Annotated in this window: 17 protein-coding genes; 11 read left to right on the forward strand and 6 right to left on the reverse strand. The window is 68.0% G+C overall.

Annotated features, from left to right (window positions below; all coding sequences use genetic code 11):
- Window positions 1–44: 44 nt before the first annotated feature.
- The 8 genes from whiA (at window position 45) to ASE12_RS01910 (ending at window position 6,789) form a co-directional block, all read left to right on the forward strand.
- Complete coding sequence (whiA, locus tag ASE12_RS01875) at window positions 45–1,028, forward strand: DNA-binding protein WhiA (protein ID WP_056396210.1); 984 nt, start codon at window positions 45–47, stop codon at window positions 1,026–1,028.
- A gap of 152 nt (window positions 1,029–1,180) precedes the next feature.
- Window positions 1,181–2,185: a type I glyceraldehyde-3-phosphate dehydrogenase gene (gene gap / locus ASE12_RS01880; RefSeq protein ID WP_056396212.1), complete on the forward strand. Its 1,005-nt coding sequence runs from the start codon at window positions 1,181–1,183 to the stop codon at window positions 2,183–2,185.
- A gap of 3 nt (window positions 2,186–2,188) precedes the next feature.
- Window positions 2,189–3,388: a phosphoglycerate kinase gene (gene pgk / locus ASE12_RS01885; RefSeq protein WP_056396216.1), complete on the forward strand. Its 1,200-nt coding sequence runs from the start codon at window positions 2,189–2,191 to the stop codon at window positions 3,386–3,388.
- The gene (gene tpiA / locus ASE12_RS01890; protein WP_056396219.1) at window positions 3,385–4,185 is read left to right on the forward strand and encodes a triose-phosphate isomerase; all 801 of its coding nucleotides are present in this window, start codon (window positions 3,385–3,387) and stop codon (window positions 4,183–4,185) included. Before pgk ends, tpiA begins: the two co-directional genes overlap by 4 nt.
- An 18-nt stretch (window positions 4,186–4,203) precedes the next feature.
- Window positions 4,204–4,440, forward strand: a complete 237-nt coding sequence (secG, locus tag ASE12_RS01895) for a preprotein translocase subunit SecG (RefSeq protein WP_082582024.1) — start codon at window positions 4,204–4,206, stop codon at window positions 4,438–4,440.
- The gene (locus ASE12_RS01900) at window positions 4,440–4,793 is read left to right on the forward strand and encodes an RNA polymerase-binding protein RbpA (protein ID WP_082582025.1); all 354 of its coding nucleotides are present in this window, start codon (window positions 4,440–4,442) and stop codon (window positions 4,791–4,793) included. The genes secG and ASE12_RS01900 overlap by 1 nt, the downstream gene beginning before the upstream one ends.
- A gap of 268 nt (window positions 4,794–5,061) precedes the next feature.
- Entirely contained in the window at window positions 5,062–5,847 is a 786-nt protein-coding gene (locus ASE12_RS01905; protein ID WP_162255459.1) for a TIR domain-containing protein, read from the forward strand.
- 102 nt (window positions 5,848–5,949) lie between these two features.
- Window positions 5,950–6,789, forward strand: a complete 840-nt coding sequence (locus ASE12_RS01910) for a DUF4393 domain-containing protein (protein ID WP_056396228.1) — start codon at window positions 5,950–5,952, stop codon at window positions 6,787–6,789.
- A 175-nt stretch (window positions 6,790–6,964) separates the two neighbouring features.
- Here the strand turns inward: ASE12_RS01910 and pgl are convergent, their stop codons facing one another.
- The 6 genes from pgl to tkt are packed head-to-tail and all read right to left on the reverse strand — an operon-like array spanning window position 6,965 to window position 14,964.
- Window positions 6,965–7,666, reverse strand: coding sequence for a 6-phosphogluconolactonase (pgl, locus tag ASE12_RS01915; RefSeq protein WP_056396230.1), 702 nt, complete (start codon window positions 7,664–7,666; stop codon window positions 6,965–6,967).
- On the reverse strand, window positions 7,663–8,568 hold the full coding sequence (locus ASE12_RS01920; RefSeq protein ID WP_056404458.1) for a glucose-6-phosphate dehydrogenase assembly protein OpcA: 906 nt from the start codon (window positions 8,566–8,568) through the stop codon (window positions 7,663–7,665). The genes pgl and ASE12_RS01920 overlap by 4 nt, the downstream gene beginning before the upstream one ends.
- Window positions 8,568–10,085, reverse strand: a complete 1,518-nt coding sequence (zwf, locus tag ASE12_RS01925; RefSeq protein ID WP_157413074.1) for a glucose-6-phosphate dehydrogenase — start codon at window positions 10,083–10,085, stop codon at window positions 8,568–8,570. The genes ASE12_RS01920 and zwf overlap by 1 nt, the downstream gene beginning before the upstream one ends.
- Before the next feature lie 2 nt (window positions 10,086–10,087).
- A complete protein-coding gene (locus tag ASE12_RS01930; RefSeq protein WP_056396234.1) occupies window positions 10,088–11,668 on the reverse strand; it encodes a glucose-6-phosphate isomerase in 1,581 nt (526 codons plus the stop codon).
- A gap of 3 nt (window positions 11,669–11,671) precedes the next feature.
- Complete coding sequence (tal, locus tag ASE12_RS01935; RefSeq protein ID WP_056396237.1) at window positions 11,672–12,760, reverse strand: transaldolase; 1,089 nt, start codon at window positions 12,758–12,760, stop codon at window positions 11,672–11,674.
- A gap of 29 nt (window positions 12,761–12,789) precedes the next feature.
- A complete protein-coding gene (tkt, locus tag ASE12_RS01940; protein ID WP_056396240.1) occupies window positions 12,790–14,964 on the reverse strand; it encodes a transketolase in 2,175 nt (724 codons plus the stop codon).
- Window positions 14,965–15,066: 102 nt separating this feature from the next.
- On the opposite strand from tkt, the gene ASE12_RS01945 reads away from it, so the two are divergent.
- Genes ASE12_RS01945 through ASE12_RS01955 form a run of 3 tightly spaced genes read left to right on the forward strand, consistent with a single transcriptional unit; the run spans window position 15,067 to window position 17,543 of the window.
- Window positions 15,067–15,996 carry a heme o synthase gene (locus ASE12_RS01945; RefSeq protein ID WP_235508955.1) on the forward strand — a complete coding sequence of 310 codons (930 nt, stop codon included), beginning with the start codon at window positions 15,067–15,069 and terminating at the stop codon, window positions 15,994–15,996.
- A gap of 3 nt (window positions 15,997–15,999) precedes the next feature.
- The gene (locus tag ASE12_RS01950; protein WP_056396247.1) at window positions 16,000–16,455 is read left to right on the forward strand and encodes a GNAT family N-acetyltransferase; all 456 of its coding nucleotides are present in this window, start codon (window positions 16,000–16,002) and stop codon (window positions 16,453–16,455) included.
- A 17-nt stretch (window positions 16,456–16,472) separates the two neighbouring features.
- Complete coding sequence (locus ASE12_RS01955) at window positions 16,473–17,543, forward strand: hypothetical protein (protein WP_056396248.1); 1,071 nt, start codon at window positions 16,473–16,475, stop codon at window positions 17,541–17,543.
- The last annotated feature ends 19 nt before the right edge of the window (window positions 17,544–17,562 follow it).

A 17,562-nucleotide genomic window follows, 5' to 3' on the forward strand; every position in this document is an offset into this window, starting at 1 on the left:
CTCTTCTCCACGACAATGACATCGACAGACAGGGGTTCGGCCGCATGGCAATGACGGCTCAGGTGAAGGCGGAGCTCGCCAACACCACGATCACGAAGTCGTGCTGCCGCAAGGCCGAGGTGTCGTCGATCCTGCGCTTCGCGGGCGGCCTCCACATCGTGTCCGGTCGCATCGTCGTCGAGGCCGAGCTCGACACCGGCGCCGCAGCCCGCCGCCTCCGCAAGGACGTCGCTGAGATCTACGGACACGACAGCGAGGTGCTGGTCATGCAGAACGCCGGCATCCGCAAGGACACCCACTACGTCGTCCGCGTCTCCAAGGACGGCGAGGCCCTGGCCCGCCAGACCGGGCTCATCGACGGCAGCGGCCGGCCGATCCGCGGCCTCCCGCCCCAGGTCGTCTCCGGCTCCTCGTGCGACGCCGTGGCTGCCTGGCGCGGCACGTTCCTCGCCCACGGCTCACTGACCGAACCCGGCCGGTCGTCGGCCCTCGAGGTCAGCTGCCCCGGCCCCGAGGCCGCACTGGCCCTCGTCGGCGCCGCTCGCCGCCTCGGCATCAGTGCCAAGGCCCGTGAGGTGCGTGGCGTCGACCGCGTCGTGATTCGCGACGGCGAGGCCATCGGTGCGCTGCTGACCCGCCTGGGCGCCCACGAGTCGCTGCTGGCGTGGGAGGAGCGCCGCATGCGCCGCGAGGTGCGGGCCACGGCCAACCGGCTCGCCAACTTCGACGACGCCAACCTCCGCCGTTCGGCGCGCGCGGCCGTCGCCGCGGGTGCACGGGCGCAGCGGGCGTTGGAGATCCTCGGCGAGGAGGTCCCCGACCACCTCAAGATGGCCGGCACGCTCCGCGTCGAGCACCGTCAGGCGAGCCTCGAGGAGCTCGGTCAGCTGCACGACCCGGCGCTGACCAAGGACGCGATCGCCGGCCGCATCCGCAGACTGCTCGCGATGGCCGACAAGCGGGCCGAGGAGCTGGGCGTACCGGACACCGAGTCCACGCTCAGCGACGAGCGACTCGCCGAGGGCTGATCGTCGCTCAGGCCGTCCTTCGTCGCTGCGCTCCTCCCGCGACTTCGTCGCTAGGAACCGTCTCACCGCGCTGAGGTGACTCGCCGGTAGTGAAGGCAACTCGGTAGGGTTACGCATGTCACCCACATCGACCCGCAGGAGACACGTTCCCCGTGACCGTACGCGTAGGCATCAATGGATTTGGCCGTATCGGCCGTAACTTCTTCCGCGCGGCTCGTGCCGCCGGTGCAGACATCGAGATCGTCGCCGTCAACGACCTGACGGACAACAAGACGCTCGCCCACCTCCTCAAGTACGACTCGATCCTCGGCCGTCTCGACGCCGACGTCACCTATGACGAGGGCTTCATCTACGTCGGTGACCAGAAGATCGCCGCGTTCGAGGAGCGCGACCCGGCCAAGCTCGACTGGGCCAGCGTCGGCGCCGACATCGTCATCGAGTCGACCGGCTTCTTCACCGACGCGACCAAGGCCAAGGCCCACATCGACGGCGGCGCCAAGAAGGTCATCATCTCGGCCCCGGCCAAGAACGAAGACGTCACGATCGTCATGGGTGTCAACCACGAGCTCTACGACCCGGCCGCGCACACCGTCATCTCCAACGCGTCGTGCACGACCAACTGCCTCGCCCCGATGGCCAAGGCGCTCAACGACACCCTCGGCATCGAGCGCGGCCTGATGACGACGATCCACGCCTACACGCAGGACCAGAACCTGCAGGACGCGCCGCACAGCGACCTGCGCCGCGCCCGCGCTGCCAACCTGAGCATCATCCCGACGTCGACCGGCGCCGCCAAGGCCGTCAGCCTCGTGCTGCCCGAGCTCAAGGGCAAGCTCGACGGCTACGCGCTCCGCGTGCCGGTGCCCACGGGCTCGGCGACCGACCTCACGTTCACCGCCTCGCGCGAGACCACGGTCGAAGAGGTCAACCAGATCGTCAAGGACGCCGCTGAGGGCGCCATGAAGGGCTTCCTGGTCTACACCGAGGACCCGATCGTCTCGGCCGACATCGTCACCGACCCCGCGTCGTGCATCTTCGACTCGGGCCTGACCAAGGTCATCGGTGACCAGGTCAAGGTCGTCGGCTGGTACGACAACGAGTGGGGCTACTCCAACCGCCTCGCCGACCTGGTCGTCCACGTCGGATCGTCGCTCTGAGCTGTGAAGACGGTTTCGGACCTGGGAGACCTGCGCGGCAAGCGCGTTCTCGTCCGCAGTGACCTCAATGTGCCGCTCGACGGCACCACGATCACCGACGACGGTCGCGTACGCGCGAGCGTGCCGACGATCAAGCGTCTTGCCGACGCAGGCGCCCGCGTCCTCGTGACGGCCCACCTGGGTCGTCCCGACGGCGTCGCCAACCCGGACTACTCCTTGGCGCCGGTCGCCGAGCGGCTCGCAGAGCTGCTCGGCGCGCCGGTGCTGTTCGCCAACGACACGGTCGGCCCCGAGGCCCACCGCATCGCGTCGGCGCTCCAGGACGGCCAGGTGGCGGTGCTGCAGAACGTACGCTTCAACGCCGAGGAGACGAGCAAGGACGAGGGTGAGCGCCGGGAGTTCGCCGGCAAGCTCGCCGACCTCGCCGACGTGTTCGTGTCCGACGGCTTCGGCGTCGTGCACCGCAAGCAGGCGAGCGTCTACGACATCGCCCGTGAGCTGCCGGCCGCCGTCGGCGGACTGGTCGAGGCCGAGGTCAACGTGCTCAAGCGCCTGACCGAGAGCCCCGAGCGGCCCTACACCGTCGTGCTCGGCGGGTCCAAGGTCTCCGACAAGCTGGGCGTCATCGACAACCTGCTCGACAAGGCCGACAACCTGCTCATCGGCGGGGGCATGGTCTTCACGTTCCTCAAGGCGCAGGGCCACGAGGTCGGCAAGTCGCTCCTCGAGGAGGACCAGCTCGACATCGCGCGCGGCTACATCGAGCAGGCAGCCAAGCAGGGCGTACGCCTGGTGCTGCCGACCGACATCGTCGTCGCACCGGAGTTCAAGGCCGACTCGCCCGCCACCACGGTGGCCGCCGACGCCATCCCGAGCGACCAGCTCGGGCTCGACATCGGTCCTGACTCGGCAGCGGCGTTCGCCGAGATCATCCGCGGCTCCAAGACCGTGTTCTGGAACGGCCCGATGGGCGTGTTCGAGATGGCGGCGTTCGCTGCCGGCACCAAGGCTGTCGCCCAGGCGCTCACCGAGGTCGACGGCCTGTCGGTCGTCGGCGGTGGCGACTCGGCCGCGGCCGTACGCCAGCTCGGCTTCGCCGACAGCGACTTCGGGCACATCTCCACCGGGGGAGGCGCGAGCCTCGAATACCTCGAGGGCAAGACGCTGCCCGGGCTCGACATCCTCGAAAGGGACGATGCATGACCGACCGCAAGCCGCTCATGGCCGGCAACTGGAAGTCCAACCTCAACCACCAGGAAGCCGTCGTCCTCGTCCAGAAGCTCGCCTGGACGCTGCAGGACAAGAAGCACGACTTCGACAAGGCCGAGGTCGTCGTGATCCCGCCGTTCACCGACATCCGCAGCGTGCAGACGCTCGTCGACGGTGACCACCTCGCGATCGGCTACGGCGCGCAGGACGTGTCCGAGCACGACGGTGGCGCCTACACCGGCGAGATCGCCGCGTCGATGCTGGCCAAGCTCGGCTGCTCCTACGTCGTGGTGGGTCACTCCGAGCGACGTGAGTACCACGCCGAGAGCGACCAGGTCGTCAACATCAAGGCCCTCAAGACGCTGGCGGCGGGCATGAGCCCGATCGTGTGCGTCGGCGAGGGCCTCGAGATCCGACAGGCCGACGGCCACGTCGAGCACTGCGTCAACCAGATCGACGGCTCGCTGACCGGCCTGACCGCCGAGCAGATGGCCTCGGTCGTCATCGCGTACGAGCCCGTGTGGGCCATCGGCACCGGCGAGGTCGCCACCCCTGAGGACGCCCAGGAGGTCTGCGCAGCAATCCGTTCGCGTGTTGCGGAGACCTGGTCGCCCGAAGTCGCAGCATCATTGCGTATCCTTTACGGCGGATCAGTGAAAGCGGCTAACATCGCCGCCATCATGGCGAAGTCGGACGTCGACGGAGCCTTGGTCGGCGGAGCAAGCCTCCAAGCGGAGGAGTTCGCCGGGATCGCTCGGTTCTATGCCATGCCGGACCTGTCCGGCGCCTGACAACGAAGGCCCCAACTCGTGATTTTGACGTTCTCCGTAATCCTGGCGATCAGCAGCGTGCTGATGATCGTCCTGGTTCTCATGCACAAGGGACGCGGGGGCGGTCTCTCCGACATGTTCGGTGGCGGCGTCTCCAGCTCGCTCGGCGGCTCCTCGGTCGCCGAACGCAACCTCGACCGCATCACGGTCGGTATCGCAGTCGTCTGGGTCGTGTGCATCTTCGCGCTCGGCCTGCTACTGAAGGTGAGCAACTAGTGGCAGCAGGTGCTATCCGGGGCAGCCGTATCGGCTCGGGCCCCATGGGTGAGGCCGAGCGTGGCGAGGCCGCACCGCGGCAGTTCGTGACGTTCTTCTGCATCAACAACCACACGACCGAGCTGCAGTTCGCGATCGAGGCCGAGGTGCCGGAGTCGTGGGACTGCCCGCGTTGCGGCATGCCGTCCAGCGTCGACGCCGAGAACCGGCCGACCGCCAAGAAGATCGAGCCCTACAAGACGCACCTGGCCTACGTGAAGGAGCGTCGCTCGGAGACCGAGGCCGACGAGATCCTCAAGGAAGCCATCGAGCTCCTGCGCACCAAGCGCAAGACCGGCGAAGTAATTTTCTGACGGCTGCTCGGTGCAACTACCGCCACAATAAGGCTGAGATCGCAGCGCTCCGCTGAACCAAGCGGAAGTTGATGCTCGTCGGCTTGTGCTTGGTGCGAGAACTTGCGCTTGGCACACGTCCGCTCGTTGCTAGCGGGGACTTCGATCCGAGTTTGCCAGGTGTCGGTCAGGAACCGTTACGTAGAACGCTGAGATGTTCGCGATTTTGACCCGCGATCCGAGGGCGTGTGGCGCGGACCTGACGCACCTAAGCCACTACGATTTGCAGGTGGACACAGCCCGAAAGATTGCACTGCTGCGGGAACGCATAGACGCAGCGGACAACGGAGCCGTGCAAGATTGGCAAGACTGGCGCGAACGCACGGATGCCGTAGTCCGTCAGATCTTGGGGCCGGACAGCACCGCCTATCGGAAGTTCACGGGCGTGAAGTATTCGCCATCGATGTATACATCGGGAACCGACTTTCGCCCCTATCAGCGGGCTGGCGTCCAGAAGGCGTGCACGATTATCGATGCCGCAATCTATGAACTGGAACTTGCGGAGGAGATGGGCACCGAGGTTGCCGAGTCGGACCAAACCGAACCGTCCGGGAGTTCGACGCCGCAGGAAGTGTTCATCGTCCACGGCCACGACGAGGCGACAAAGCTAAAAACGAAAGATTTCCTCAGGGACCTGACTGGGCGAGAACCGGTCATTTTGAACCGGAAGACAAATCGAGGTCGAACTCTCATCGAGAAGTTTGAGAATCATGCGAGTACGGCTGCCTACGCAGTGATTCTCGCGACTGCAGATGATGTCGGCCGGAGCAAGCGTGAGCTCGAGCTGACTCCACGCGCTCGGCAAAATGTGGTCTTCGAGATGGGTTACTTCTTCGCCGCTTTGGGCAGGGCTCGCGTCGCTGTCCTGTACGACGAAGGTATCGAGGAAGTGGGTGATATCCGCGGACTGGTCTACATCGCCCTTGATCACGGCGGAGCCTGGAAGAACGAGCTTGCGAAAGAGATCGAAGATGCCGGAATGACAGTCAACTGGGAAGCTTTCAAAGACCACTAAACCTATTTCGACACCGGGTCGTGCCACCCGCGCAAGGTCTTCAAGACTCGCAGCCGCACCCGGAGCGAACGGTGTGGGGCGGGTGCGTTCTAGAATTTGCTCATGACTGGTGCCGAGATCGTGCCCGCCGCGGCGAAGGCTGCTGCCAAGGCTGCAAAGGGTGACCGCCACACCGGTGAGCAGCTAACAGAAATTGCCAAAGAGTCGCCACACTTCAAGGCAGCAGCAAACTCGCTTGCGAAGCGACAGGAAGTCAAGCAGGCCCTCTTGCTGAAGCTCTACAGCCCGCTCGGCAAGCTCGTCGGCCTGTCAAAGGATTACTTTGAGCATGAGTTCGCCGCTGATATGGCGAGAAAACTCGACGGGATTCCTGACGAAGAACTGATAAGCCCGAAGCCCTCAGTCGCTGGTCCCGCGATGGAGGGGCTGCGCTATTCGCTAGATGAACCAACCCTCAAAGACATGTACCTCGAATTGCTTGCGACCGCCACCGACCGCAGAGTTGAGGGGAAGGCACACCCGTCGTTTGCTGAGATCATTCGGCAACTGTCCGGCGAAGAGGCTGCACTCTTGAAAGCCCTGATTTCAAACGAGGCACCCGTATCTGCGATCATCCCCATCGCCAACATCATTCACGAGCTCGGCCCTAGTGGTCACAATGTCTTGGCGACCCATGTCCTCGATTTGCGTGCCGGTGACATACCGATCGTCGAGCCTTCGCTCTCGGTCTGGGTCGACAACTGGGTGCGACTCGGACTCGTAGAAGTCGACTTCCAGACTCAGCTCACCGACGCCACAGCCTACGACTGGGTGAAGACCAGACCGGAGTTTCTTCGGTTCGGGCAGATGGACCTCCCAGAGGGCCACGAAATTGGCTTCTCGCGCGGCATCATGCGTAGGCGTGACTTCGGCACGCAGTTTATGGCCGCGGTCGTCGCCTGAGCATTGCGATGACCACGGCGCCGTGTGACAGCTCGAAGGTGCCTGTGCCATCTAAACGGCAACATGAGCGAAGTCATCTTCTGAGCCTCACCGCTGACTGAGCGGTGCCTGGCGCCGACGTTCGAGCTGATCGTGGACGCCACGTCACCGCTTCTTCGCGACGGTGGACGCTGCTTCAGAGCCTGGAGGCTGCGGCGTCGTCGAGGAGCCACGCCGTCTCGCTGAGGCCGCGGGTGCCGCGTGCCGGGGTGTCCTCGAGCGTCCCGTCGCCCAGGGCCCGCGCGACCGCGTCGGCCTTGCCCTCGCCGGCGACGATGAACCACACCGCCTCGGAGTTGTTGAGCGCCGGGAACGTCAGCGAGATGCGTACGGGCGGGGGCTTGGGGGAGTCGAACACCTCGACGGCCCGCCGCTCCGCCTCGTGCAGCTGCGGGAAACCGGGGAACAGCGACGCCACGTGCCCGTCAGGGCCGACGCCGAGCAGCGTCACGTCGAACGGTTCGGACGGCAGCGCCGCGGCGTACTGGTCGGCCGCCTCGGCGGTGCTCAGGTCGCAACCGTGCGCCGGCATCGAGTGGATGCTCGACGCAGGTACGCCCAGACGGTCGAGGAACGCGTCCCGCGCCTGCTGGTCGTTGCGGTCGGCGTTTCCCTCGGGCACGAAGCGTTCGTCGCCCCAGTAGAAGTCGACCTCGGTCCAGTCGACGAGCTCGCTCTGGATCAGCTCGTACGCGTCGATCGCGATCGTCCCGCCGGTCAGCACGACCTTGGGTCGCCGCCCCTCGGCCTGGATCAGCGCGATCCGGCCGGTGAGCCGGTCGGCGATCGCGGCCGCCAACGCCGGAGCGTCCGGGTAAACCTCTTCGCTGAGCGTCATGCCTCGGCCAGCATGTGCTTGATCGTCGCCTCGTAGACGTCGTCGGCGTCGAGGCGGCGCAGGTCCTCCGCGAGCAGCTCGGCGAGCGTACGGGGGCCGAGCGGCACCTCGCGCGGGGACGAGCCCGGCACGCTGAAGTGGCATGAGTGGTCGGTGACCCGCTCGATCTGCACGTCGCCCTCAGGGGTGTTGAGCACGACGGACATGATCTGCGCACCGCTGTCGCTCTTGCGGGTCTTGATGTCGACCTTGAGCCGGCTCTCGAGCCAGGCCACCAGCAGCGTGGCCGCGGGGTTGCCGCTGCCGGCGATGACGGTGCCGCCCGTGACCTTGCCGGCGGATTGGTCCAGCGCGGCGGCCAACAAGGCACGCCACGGGGTCAGCCGCGTCCACGAGAGGTCGGTGTCGCCGGCGACGTAGTGCCTGGCGACGTTCTTGAGCGAGCGGATCGGTGAGTCGGTGGCCTCCGCGTCGGTCAGGCGACGACGGGCCAGTCGGCCGATCGCGTCCTCGGACGGGTCCGTCGGCGGCTTGCCGGGCCACCACACGACGACGGGGGAGTCCGGCAGCAGCAGCGGCAGCACGACCGACTCGGCGTGCTTGGTGAGCTCACCGGAGATGCGCAGCAGGATCGACTCCCCGGAGGAGTTCTCGCCGACGCGGACCTTGGCGTTGAGCTCGGGGGCCCCGCGGCCGTCGCCGAGGATCACGCCGATGACGCGTGACGGGTGCTCCCGCGACAGCGTCGTGGCGGTCTTGAGCGCCTCGCCGACGTTCTCGTCGTCGGTCACGACGAGCAGCGTCAGCACCATGTCCATCGCCGGGCTGCCGGCTGCCACACGGGCCTTCACCATCGCCCGCGCGATGCGGGACGAGTTGGTCTTCTCGAGTGCAATCTCCATCAGGGACGCCTCCACGTACGGCCGTCGCGCTCCAGCATCTTGTCGGCCGACTCAGGGCCCCAGGTGCCGGACGGATAGGTGTCGATGGTCTTCTGCTTGTCCCAGTGCGCGATGACGGGGTCGAGGATCTTCCACGACAGCTCGACCTCCTCGTGCTGCGGGAACAACGGCGGATCGCCGAGCAGCACGTCGAGGATCAGTCGCTCGTACGCCTCAGGGCTGCTCTCGACGAACGCGCCGCCGTAGGCGAAGTCCATGTTGACGTCGCGGATCTCCATCGTCGTGCCGGGCACCTTGGCACCGAAGCGCAGCGTGACCCCCTCGTCGGGCTGGATGCGCATGACGAGGGCGTTCTGGCCGAGCTCCTCGATGTCGTTCTTGTTGAACGGCTGGTGCGGGGCCCGCTTGAACACGACGGCGACCTCGGTGACGCGCCGGCCGAGACGCTTGCCGGCCCGCAGGTAGAACGGGGTGCCGGCCCAGCGCCGGGTCAGGACGTCGATGCGCATCGCGGCGTACGTCTCGGTCATCGACGACTGCGGGATGCCTTCCTCCTCCTTGTAGCCCAGCACCTGCTCGCCACCGGCCCAGCCGCCGACGTACTGCGCGCGGGCGGTGTGCAGGTCCATGCGGGCCGGGGGACGGGCGTTCGCGAGGATCTTCTGCTTCTCGATGCGCAAGGACGAAGCGTTGAACGAGACCGGCTCCTCCATCGCGATGAGCGCCATGAGCTGGAGCAGGTGGTTCTGGATGACGTCACGGGCGGCGCCGATGCCGTCGTAGTAACCGGCGCGCGAACCGATGCCGATGTCCTCGGCCATCGTGATCTGCACGTGGTCGACGTAGTGGTTGTTCCAGATCGGCTCGAACATCCCGTTGGCGAAACGGAACGCCAGGATGTTCTGGACGGTCTCCTTGCCGAGGTAGTGGTCGATGCGGAACACCGAGCGCCGGGGGAAGACCTCGCCGACGATGCGGTTGAGCTCCTCGGCGGACTTCAGGTCGTGTCCGAACGGCTTCTCGATGACGACGCGGCGCCAGCCCTCGGACGACTCCGCGAGGCCGTGCTTCTTGATCTGCGACACGACGACCGGGAACAGGCCCGGCGGGATCGACAGGTAGAAGGCGTGGTTGCCGCCGGTGCCCTGCTGCTCGTCGAGCTCGGCCATGGTCTTGCCGAGCTGCTCCCACGCCTCGTCGTCGTCGAACTCGCCGGGGACGAACCGGATGCCGGCGGCGAGCTGGTTCCAGACCGTCTCGCTCCAGGGCGTACGTGCGCCGTCCTTGGCCGCCTGCTTGATCATGTTGGCGAACTTGGCGGTGCCGAAGTCGTGCCGGGCGAAGCCGACCAGCGCGAAGCCTGGCGGCAGGAGGCCACGGTTGGCGAGGTCGTAGATCGCCGGGACGAGCTTCTTCTTGGCGAGGTCGCCGGTGACGCCGAACAGGATCAGGCTGCAGGGTCCCGCGATGCGGGGGAGCCGGCGATCCTTGGGGTCCCTCAGCGGGTTGTCGACCAGACTCACTTGGCGAACGCCTCTCGTAGTCGCTTCAGGCCGGCCTCGACGTCGTTGAGGTGCAACCGCAGCACCGGACGCCCGTGATCACGCAGGACTGCGGCATCGCCGGCGGCCTGCGAGTCGATGAACGAGCCGAACGTGAAGTCGCGCCCCGGGACGGCGAGGTCCTCCGCCGGCGTGCCGGTGACCTGCAGGAACACGCCGTTGGGCGTACCGCCCTTGTGGTACTGACCGGTGGAGTGCAGGAACCTTGGGCCCCAGCCGAACGTGACGGGCCGGCCGAGCCGTTGCGCGAGGACCTCGCGCACTCCGGCGAAGTCGGCGTACGCGATGCGGTCGAGGTAGACCTGCACCGCGAGGTAGCCGTGCTGCAGGTCGAGCTTGGCGAGCAGGGCGTCGACGGCGTCGGGGACGGTTGAGCCCTCCCCGTAGATGTCGATGCCGTCGTCGGTGGCGTCAGGCGTCGGCACCTCGCCGCCACCGGACAGCAGCTCACGGGCGGCCTGCTTGGCGCTCTCGACGTCGGGCTGGTCGAACGGGTTGATGCCGATGATCCGGCCGGCCACCACGACGGCGACCTCCCACAGCAGCATCTGCGCGCCGAGCTCGGCGTCGAGTGCCGCGGCGTAGCCGGACTGGGCCTCGGGCGCGTCCGTGGCGCCGATCGACACGAGGATCGAGTCGGCCGTGCTCGGGTTGAAGTTGACCGCGTTCTCGAACGGCACGACGACCGGCAGGACGCCCTTGCCGAGCTTGCCGGTCGACTCCGCGACGAGCTGCTCGATCCAGTCGCCCACGCCGTGACGGGTCTGGTCGGCGAGCACGAGCTTGTCGACGCGGTGCCGGTTGGCGACGCCGATGAGCACACCGAGGCGGAGCGCAGGGTTGTCGGCGTCGTCGGCGTAGAACGCTGCCTGGGCGCCGGCCGCCTGGTCGAGAAGGGCACCGATGTCGGCACCGGCCAGACCGCTCGGGACGAGCCCGAACGCGGTCAGCGCCGAGTAGCGGCCGCCGACGTGCGGGTCGGCGCGGAACACGCGATAGCCGGCCTTGGTCGCCTCGTCGTCGAGCGGCGAACCGGGATCGGTGACCACGACGATGTGGTCGACCGGGTCGAGCCCGGCGTCGGTGAACGCCTGCTCGTAGGCCCGGCGCTGGCTGTCGGTCTCGACGGTGCCGCCGGACTTGCTCGACACCACGACCACGGTCTGGTCGAGCCCTTCGGCGATCGCGGCCCGCACCATGTCCGGCTGCGACGAGTCGAGCACCGTCAGAGGGACACCGGCGGTGTCGCAGATGACCTCGGGCGCGAGCGAGGAGCCGCCCATGCCGCACAGGACGACCCGGTCGAGCCCCTTGCCGGCCAGCTGCTGGCGCAGCTCGGTGATCTCGGCGACGAGCGGCCGCGAGGCCTCGGCGAGCTGCGTCCAGCTGAGCCGGATGCTCGCCTCGGACTCGGCGTCAGGACCCCACAGCGTGGCGTCCTGAGCAGCGATGCGCGAGGCGACTCGCTGCTCGATGGCCTCGCGGAGGGCCGTCTCGAACTCGTTCTGGGCAGGGACCGTGAGCGCGATCTGCACCACGGCTCAGGCCTTGTCGAGCTCGGTCTGGACCGTCTCGAGGAGCTCGTTCCACGAGGTCTCGAACTTGTCGACGCCCTCGACCTCGAGCAGCTCGACGACCTCGTCGTACTTGATGCCCTGGGCATCGAGGTCGGCGATGACCTGACGGGCCTCGTCGTACGTGCCGTGCACCGCGTCACCGCGCACCTCACCGTGATCGGCGAACGCCTCGAGAGTCTTCTCCGGCATCGTGTTGACGGTGTCGGCGACGACGAGCTCGCTGACGTACATCGTGTCGGGGTAGGACGGGTCCTTGACGCCGGTCGAGGCCCACAGGGGACGCTGCGTGTTGGCGCCCTTGGCCGCGAGCGCCTTGAAGCGGTCGGAGCCGAAGACCTCCTCGTACGCCTCGTAGGCCAGGCGCGCGTTGGCGATGGCCGCCTTGCCGCGCAGCGGGCTGTCGTCGGCGAGACGCTTGTCGATCTCGGTGTCGACACGGCTGACGAAGAACGACGCGACCGAGTAGATCGACGAGAGGTCCTTGCCGTTGGCCGCGGCCTGCTCGAGGCCGTAGAGGTAGGCGTCCATGACCCCGCGGTAGCGCTCGAGCGAGAAGATCAACGTCACGTTGACGCTGATGCCCTCGGAGATCGTCGCGGCGATCGCGGGGAGGCCCTCGACGGTCGCGGGGATCTTGATCAGCGTGTTGGGCCGGTCGACGCGCTCCCAGAGGCGCTTGGCGAGCTCGACGGTGCCGTCGGTGTCCTTGGCGAGGTCGGGGTCGACCTCGATCGACACACGGCCGTCGACGCCGCCCGTGGCGTCATAGACCGGCCGCATGATGTCGCAGCCGTTCTGGACGTCGGTCGTGGTGAGCTCGAAGACCGTGGTCTTGACGTCGGCGCCCGACGCCTTGAGCTCCTTGACCTGCGCCGCGTAACGCTCACCCTTGGCGATGGCCGAGGCGAAGATCGTGGGGTTGGTCGTGACGCCGACGACGCCGGAGTCCGCGACGAGCGAGGCGAGGTTGCCGGTCTCGATGCGCTCACGCGAGAGGTCGTCGAGCCAGATCGATACTCCCGCGTCGGCGAGAGCCTTCAGACGGTCGTTCATGGTGTCTCCTTGGAATTCAGTTGTGCGGGTCAGTGTGACTGGACGTCGGCGTTGTCACCGGGACCGACAGGTCCGGCCGGCCGGGCGTGGAACGGGGCCGAGGGCTCGCCGGCGGCAGCCGCGATCGAGTCCTTGGCAGCGGCGACGACGGCGTCGGCGGTGATGCCGAACTTGTCGTAGAGCGTCTCGTAGTCAGCCGAGGCGCCGTAGTGCTCGAGGCTCACGATGCGGCCGGCATCGCCGACGACGTCGCGCCAGCCAAGTGCCACGCCGGCCTCGACCGAGACACGGGCACGGAGCTGCGGCGGGATGACGCTGTCGCGGTAGGAGCTGTCCTGCTGCTCGAACCACTCACGGCACGGCATCGAGACGACGCGCGCCGAGATGCCCTCGGCGGCGAGCTGCTCACGAGCCTTGACCGCGATCTGCACCTCGGAGCCCGTCGACACGAGGATCACGTCGGGCTCGCCGTCGGCGTCGATCAGCGTGTAGGCGCCCTTGGCGACGTCGGACGCGGGCGCCCAGCCGTCGGTGCCGCGCGGGAACGTCGGCAGGTTCTGCCGGCTGAGTGCCAGGGCAGCCGGACGGTTGGTGATGCCGAGCAGCGTGCGCCACACGGCGACCGTCTCGTTGGCGTCGGCGGGCCGGATGACGTCGAGGCCCGGGATCGCGCGCAGGGCCGCGAGGTGCTCGACCGGCTGGTGCGTCGGTCCGTCCTCGCCGAGGCCGATCGAGTCGTGGGTCCAGACGTACGTGACGGGCAGCTCCTGCAGCGCGGCGAGGCGTACGGCCGGCCGCATGTAGTCGCTGAACACGAGGAACGTGCCGCCGTAGGGACGGGTCAGCCCGTGCTGGACCATCCCGTTCATGATCGCGCCCATGGCGTGCTCACGGATGCCGAAGTGCAGCACCCGGCCGTACCAGTCGCCCTGGAACTTGGCGGTGGAGTGCTCCGGCGGCAGGAACGACGGCTCACCCTTGGGCGTCGTGTTGTTGGAGCCGGCGAGGTCGGCCGAGCCACCCCACAGCTCGGGGAGCTGGGACACCGCGGCCGACAGGAACTCACCCGAGGCCACGCGGGTCGCGACGCCCTTGGCGTCCGCCTCGTACGTCGGAAGGTCCGCGTCCCAGCCGTCAGGCAGCTGGCGCTTGGAGAGGCGCTCGAGCAGTGCGGCGCCGTCGGGGGAGCCGGTCGCCCAGGCGTCGAACCTCTTCTGCCACGACTCGTGCTCCGCGACACCGCGGTCGCGGGCCTTGCGGGTGTGCTCGATGACGTCGTCGTCGACGATGAACGACCTGTCGGGGTCGAAGCCGAGAAGCTGCTTGGTCGCCTTGATCTCGTCCTCGCCGAGAGCCGAGCCGTGCGAGCCGCCCGTGTTCTGGGCGTTGGGGGCGGGCCAGGCGATGATCGTGCGCAGCCGGATGAAGCTCGGCTTGTCGGTGACCGCCTCGGCGGCCTGGTAGGCCTCCCAGAGGGCCTGGACGTCCTCGACGTACTCGGTGCCGCCGTTGGTCCAGTCGACCGTCTGCACGTGCCAGCCGTAGGCCTCGTAGCGTGCTGCGACGTCCTCGGTGAACGCCACGTTGGTGTCGTCCTCGATCGAGATGCGGTTGTCGTCCCACAGCAGCGTCAGGTTGCCGAGCTTCTGGACGCCCGCGAGCGACGACGCCTCGGCGGAGACGCCCTCCTGCAGGTCACCGTCGGAGGCAATGGCGTAGACGCGGTGGTCGAAGGGGCTCTCGCCGGCGGCGGTGCTGGGGTCCAGCAGTCCGCGCTCGCGACGGGCGGCCATCGCCATGCCCACGGCGTTGGCGACGCCCTGGCCCAGGGGGCCTGTGGTGACCTCGACGCCGGGCGTGTGGTTGTACTCGGGGTGACCGGGGGTCTGGCTGCCCCAGGTGCGCAGGCTCTTGAGGTCGTCGAGCGTCATCGGGTAGCCCGCGAGATAGAGCTGGATGTACTGCGTGAGGCTCGAGTGGCCGCACGACAGGATGAAGCGGTCACGGCCCGCCCAGTGCGGATCCGTGGGGTCGTGGCGCAGCAGGCGCTGGTAGTGCAGGTAGGCCACCGGGGCCAGGCTCATCGCGGTGCCGGGATGGCCGTTGCCGACCTTCTGCACCGCGTCGGCGGCCAGGAGACGGACGGTGTCCACGGCCTTCTTGTCGAGGTCTGTCCACTCCAGGGAGGGGGTTCCGGACGTCACAGCTCTGGCTCCTGTTGTTCGAACGAGGGTCTGGGTCGAGCGGCTTCGTAGGCCGTCACAACGAGCCTACTCGCGTCCTTTAGACTGCTGCACGTGACCGCCGTGGACGTGAGACGAGCCAATGGCGCTGACGTACCCACAACGCCGCGTTTCACCGACGTCCTGAAGTCGTACGTCGCGCTGACCAAGCCGCGCATCATCGAATTGCTGCTGCTCACGACCGTTCCGGTCATGTTCCTGGCCGAGCAGGGCGTGCCGTCGGCGTGGCTCGTCGTGGCCACCGTCGTCGGCGGAACGCTGTCCGCGGGCAGCGCCAACGCGCTCAACTGCGTCGTCGACGCCGACATCGACCAGCTCATGCGCCGCACGTCGCGCAGACCGCTGCCGCGGCACCAGGTCGGCACGCGTGGCGCTCTCTGGTTCGGCCTGGCCCTCGGCGTCGTCTCGACGGTCTGGCTGTGGACGCTCGTCAACCCGCTCTCGTCGATGCTGGCGCTGGCCGCCAACGTGTTCTACGTCGTCGGCTACACCATGATCCTCAAGCGCCGCACGACCCAGAACATCGTCTGGGGCGGCGCCGCCGGCTGCTTCCCCGCCCTCATCGGCTGGACCGCCATCACCAACGAGCTGGCCTGGGCGCCGGTCGTGCTGTTCATGGTCGTGTTCTTCTGGACGCCGCCGCACTTCTGGTCGCTCGCGATGCGCTACCGCGAGGACTACGCCGCTGCCAGCGTGCCGATGCTCCCGTCGGTCGCCACGTCGGCCGAGGTCGCCAAGCAGATCGTCACCTACTCCTGGGTCATGGTCGGCACGTCGCTGCTCCTGTGGCCCATCACGCCGACCGGATGGTTCTACCCGGCCGTCGCGATCACCCTGGGCATCGTCTTCCTCGTCGAGGCCTACGACCTCAAGTCCCGCGCGGTGGACACCGAGGACCTCGCGATCCTCAAGCCCATGCGGCTGTTCCACTACTCCAACGCCTATCTGGCGCTGCTGTTCGTGGCCGCTGCGGTCGACCCCTTCCTGCGCTAGCCCGTGGCCGGTGCCTCGGTCCGCCTCACGGAGCCCGACGACTGGGCGGACTGGCGTGAGCTGCGGCAACGCTCGCTGAGCGAGGACCCCGACGCGTTCTCGTCGTCGACCGCGATGTGGACCGGTGCCAACGACACCGAGGAGCGCTGGCGGGCCAGGCTCGCGGACGGTCCATGCTTCATCGCGTACGTCGGCGAGCGTGCCGTCGGCATGGTCGCGGGGCGGCTCGTCGACGGCGACGCGGAGCTGATCTCGATGTGGGTGGCCCCGGAGGCGCGCCGTCGCGGGATCGGGCACGCGTTGATCCAGCGCGTCGTCGAGTGGGCCGGCGGACGGCCGCTGGGCCTGCGCGTCATGGACGGCAACGTCCCCGCCGTCACAGCGTACGAACGACAGGGCTTCGTGCTGCAGGACGGCGTCGACCACGAAGGTTGCCGCCGGATGCTGCGCCCGGCCTGAATGCGTACGCTGGCCGGGTGAGCTCACCGGGGTACCGTCTCGTCGCGGCGGCGCGCGAGCTCAACCTGTCGGACCGCTTCTTCCGCCGGTTCAGGCGCGTCGGTCTCCGCGGCGTTCTCGCGGACCTCAACCGGACGGGCGCCCATGCGGACGTGCCGGGCGAGGCGGCGATCGCGGGCATGACCTGGCAGGACGACGACCGCGACACCGAACGCTGGTATCCGCAGGGCATCACGACCTCCGCCGACGCGTACGGCGCCGATCCCAGCGGCGGCATGTACGAGGGCCACGACGTCGTCATCGCCAGCTGGTACGCCCACGGGTGGCGCGGCTGGCTGCAGCTCGGCTCGCGGATCTCGGTCATCGACTGGAGCGACGACGACCCGCCGCGCTACCGGCACGTCCTGCTGACGGCGCCGAAGCGGCTCGGCTTCTTCCATCGGCTGCGTCCCGTGCGGGTGCACGCCGGCGGCATCGTCTGGTACGGCGACCACCTGTTCGTCGCCGGCAGCTCATCGGGCGTGCGCGTGTTCCGGCTCGACGACATCGTGCGGGTGCGCAACCGGCTGCGTACCAAGGGCTATCGCTACGTGCTCCCGCAGTACTCGTTCTACGCAGCCGAGCACGACGCCGACGGCGACCGCATGACGTACTCGTTCATGTCGCTCGACCGCGCCGGCGACGAGGACCATCTCGTGGCGGGGGAGTACGGCCGCAAGGGCGGCAGCCACCGCCTGATCCGTTATGCGATCGACCGGGACACGCAGCTCTTGCGGAGCGACGACCGGGGCTGGGCCGTCGCGACCGAGCTGCACGACCGGCAGATCGCCCGGATGCAGGGCGCCGTGGTGTTCGACGGCTTGTGGGCCATCACGTCCAGCAACGGCGAGGGCAATCCCGGCGACCTGTGGGTCGGGTCGCCGGGCGACTACACGCGGCACGCCGGCATCCTGCCGACTGGGCCGGAGGACATCACCTACCTGCCGCAGCGCCGCTGGCTCTGGTCGTTGACCGAGTGGCCGGGCCGGCGCTGGGTGTACGCGATCGATGCCGACCGCTGGCGGCCTGCGCCAAACGACCCGTCCTGACAACCGATTCGCCCTAGGA

The organism is Aeromicrobium sp. Root236 (genome assembly GCF_001428805.1).
GTDB lineage: Bacteria > Actinomycetota > Actinomycetes > Propionibacteriales > Nocardioidaceae > Aeromicrobium.

What these genes read in the sequence shown, in the direction of transcription:
- pgl (WP_056396230.1), bottom strand. Translation starts at nt 7,666, where the DNA reads ATGACGCTCAGCGAAGAGGTTTACCCGGACGCTCCGGCGTTGGCGGCC.
- tpiA (WP_056396219.1), top strand. Translation starts at nt 3,385, where the DNA reads ATGACCGACCGCAAGCCGCTCATGGCCGGCAACTGGAAGTCCAACCTC.
- whiA (WP_056396210.1), top strand. Translation starts at nt 45, where the DNA reads ATGGCAATGACGGCTCAGGTGAAGGCGGAGCTCGCCAACACCACGATC.
- tal (WP_056396237.1), bottom strand. Translation starts at nt 12,760, where the DNA reads ATGAACGACCGTCTGAAGGCTCTCGCCGACGCGGGAGTATCGATCTGG.
- ASE12_RS01920 (WP_056404458.1), bottom strand. Translation starts at nt 8,568, where the DNA reads ATGGAGATTGCACTCGAGAAGACCAACTCGTCCCGCATCGCGCGGGCG.
- ASE12_RS01910 (WP_056396228.1), top strand. Translation starts at nt 5,950, where the DNA reads ATGACTGGTGCCGAGATCGTGCCCGCCGCGGCGAAGGCTGCTGCCAAG.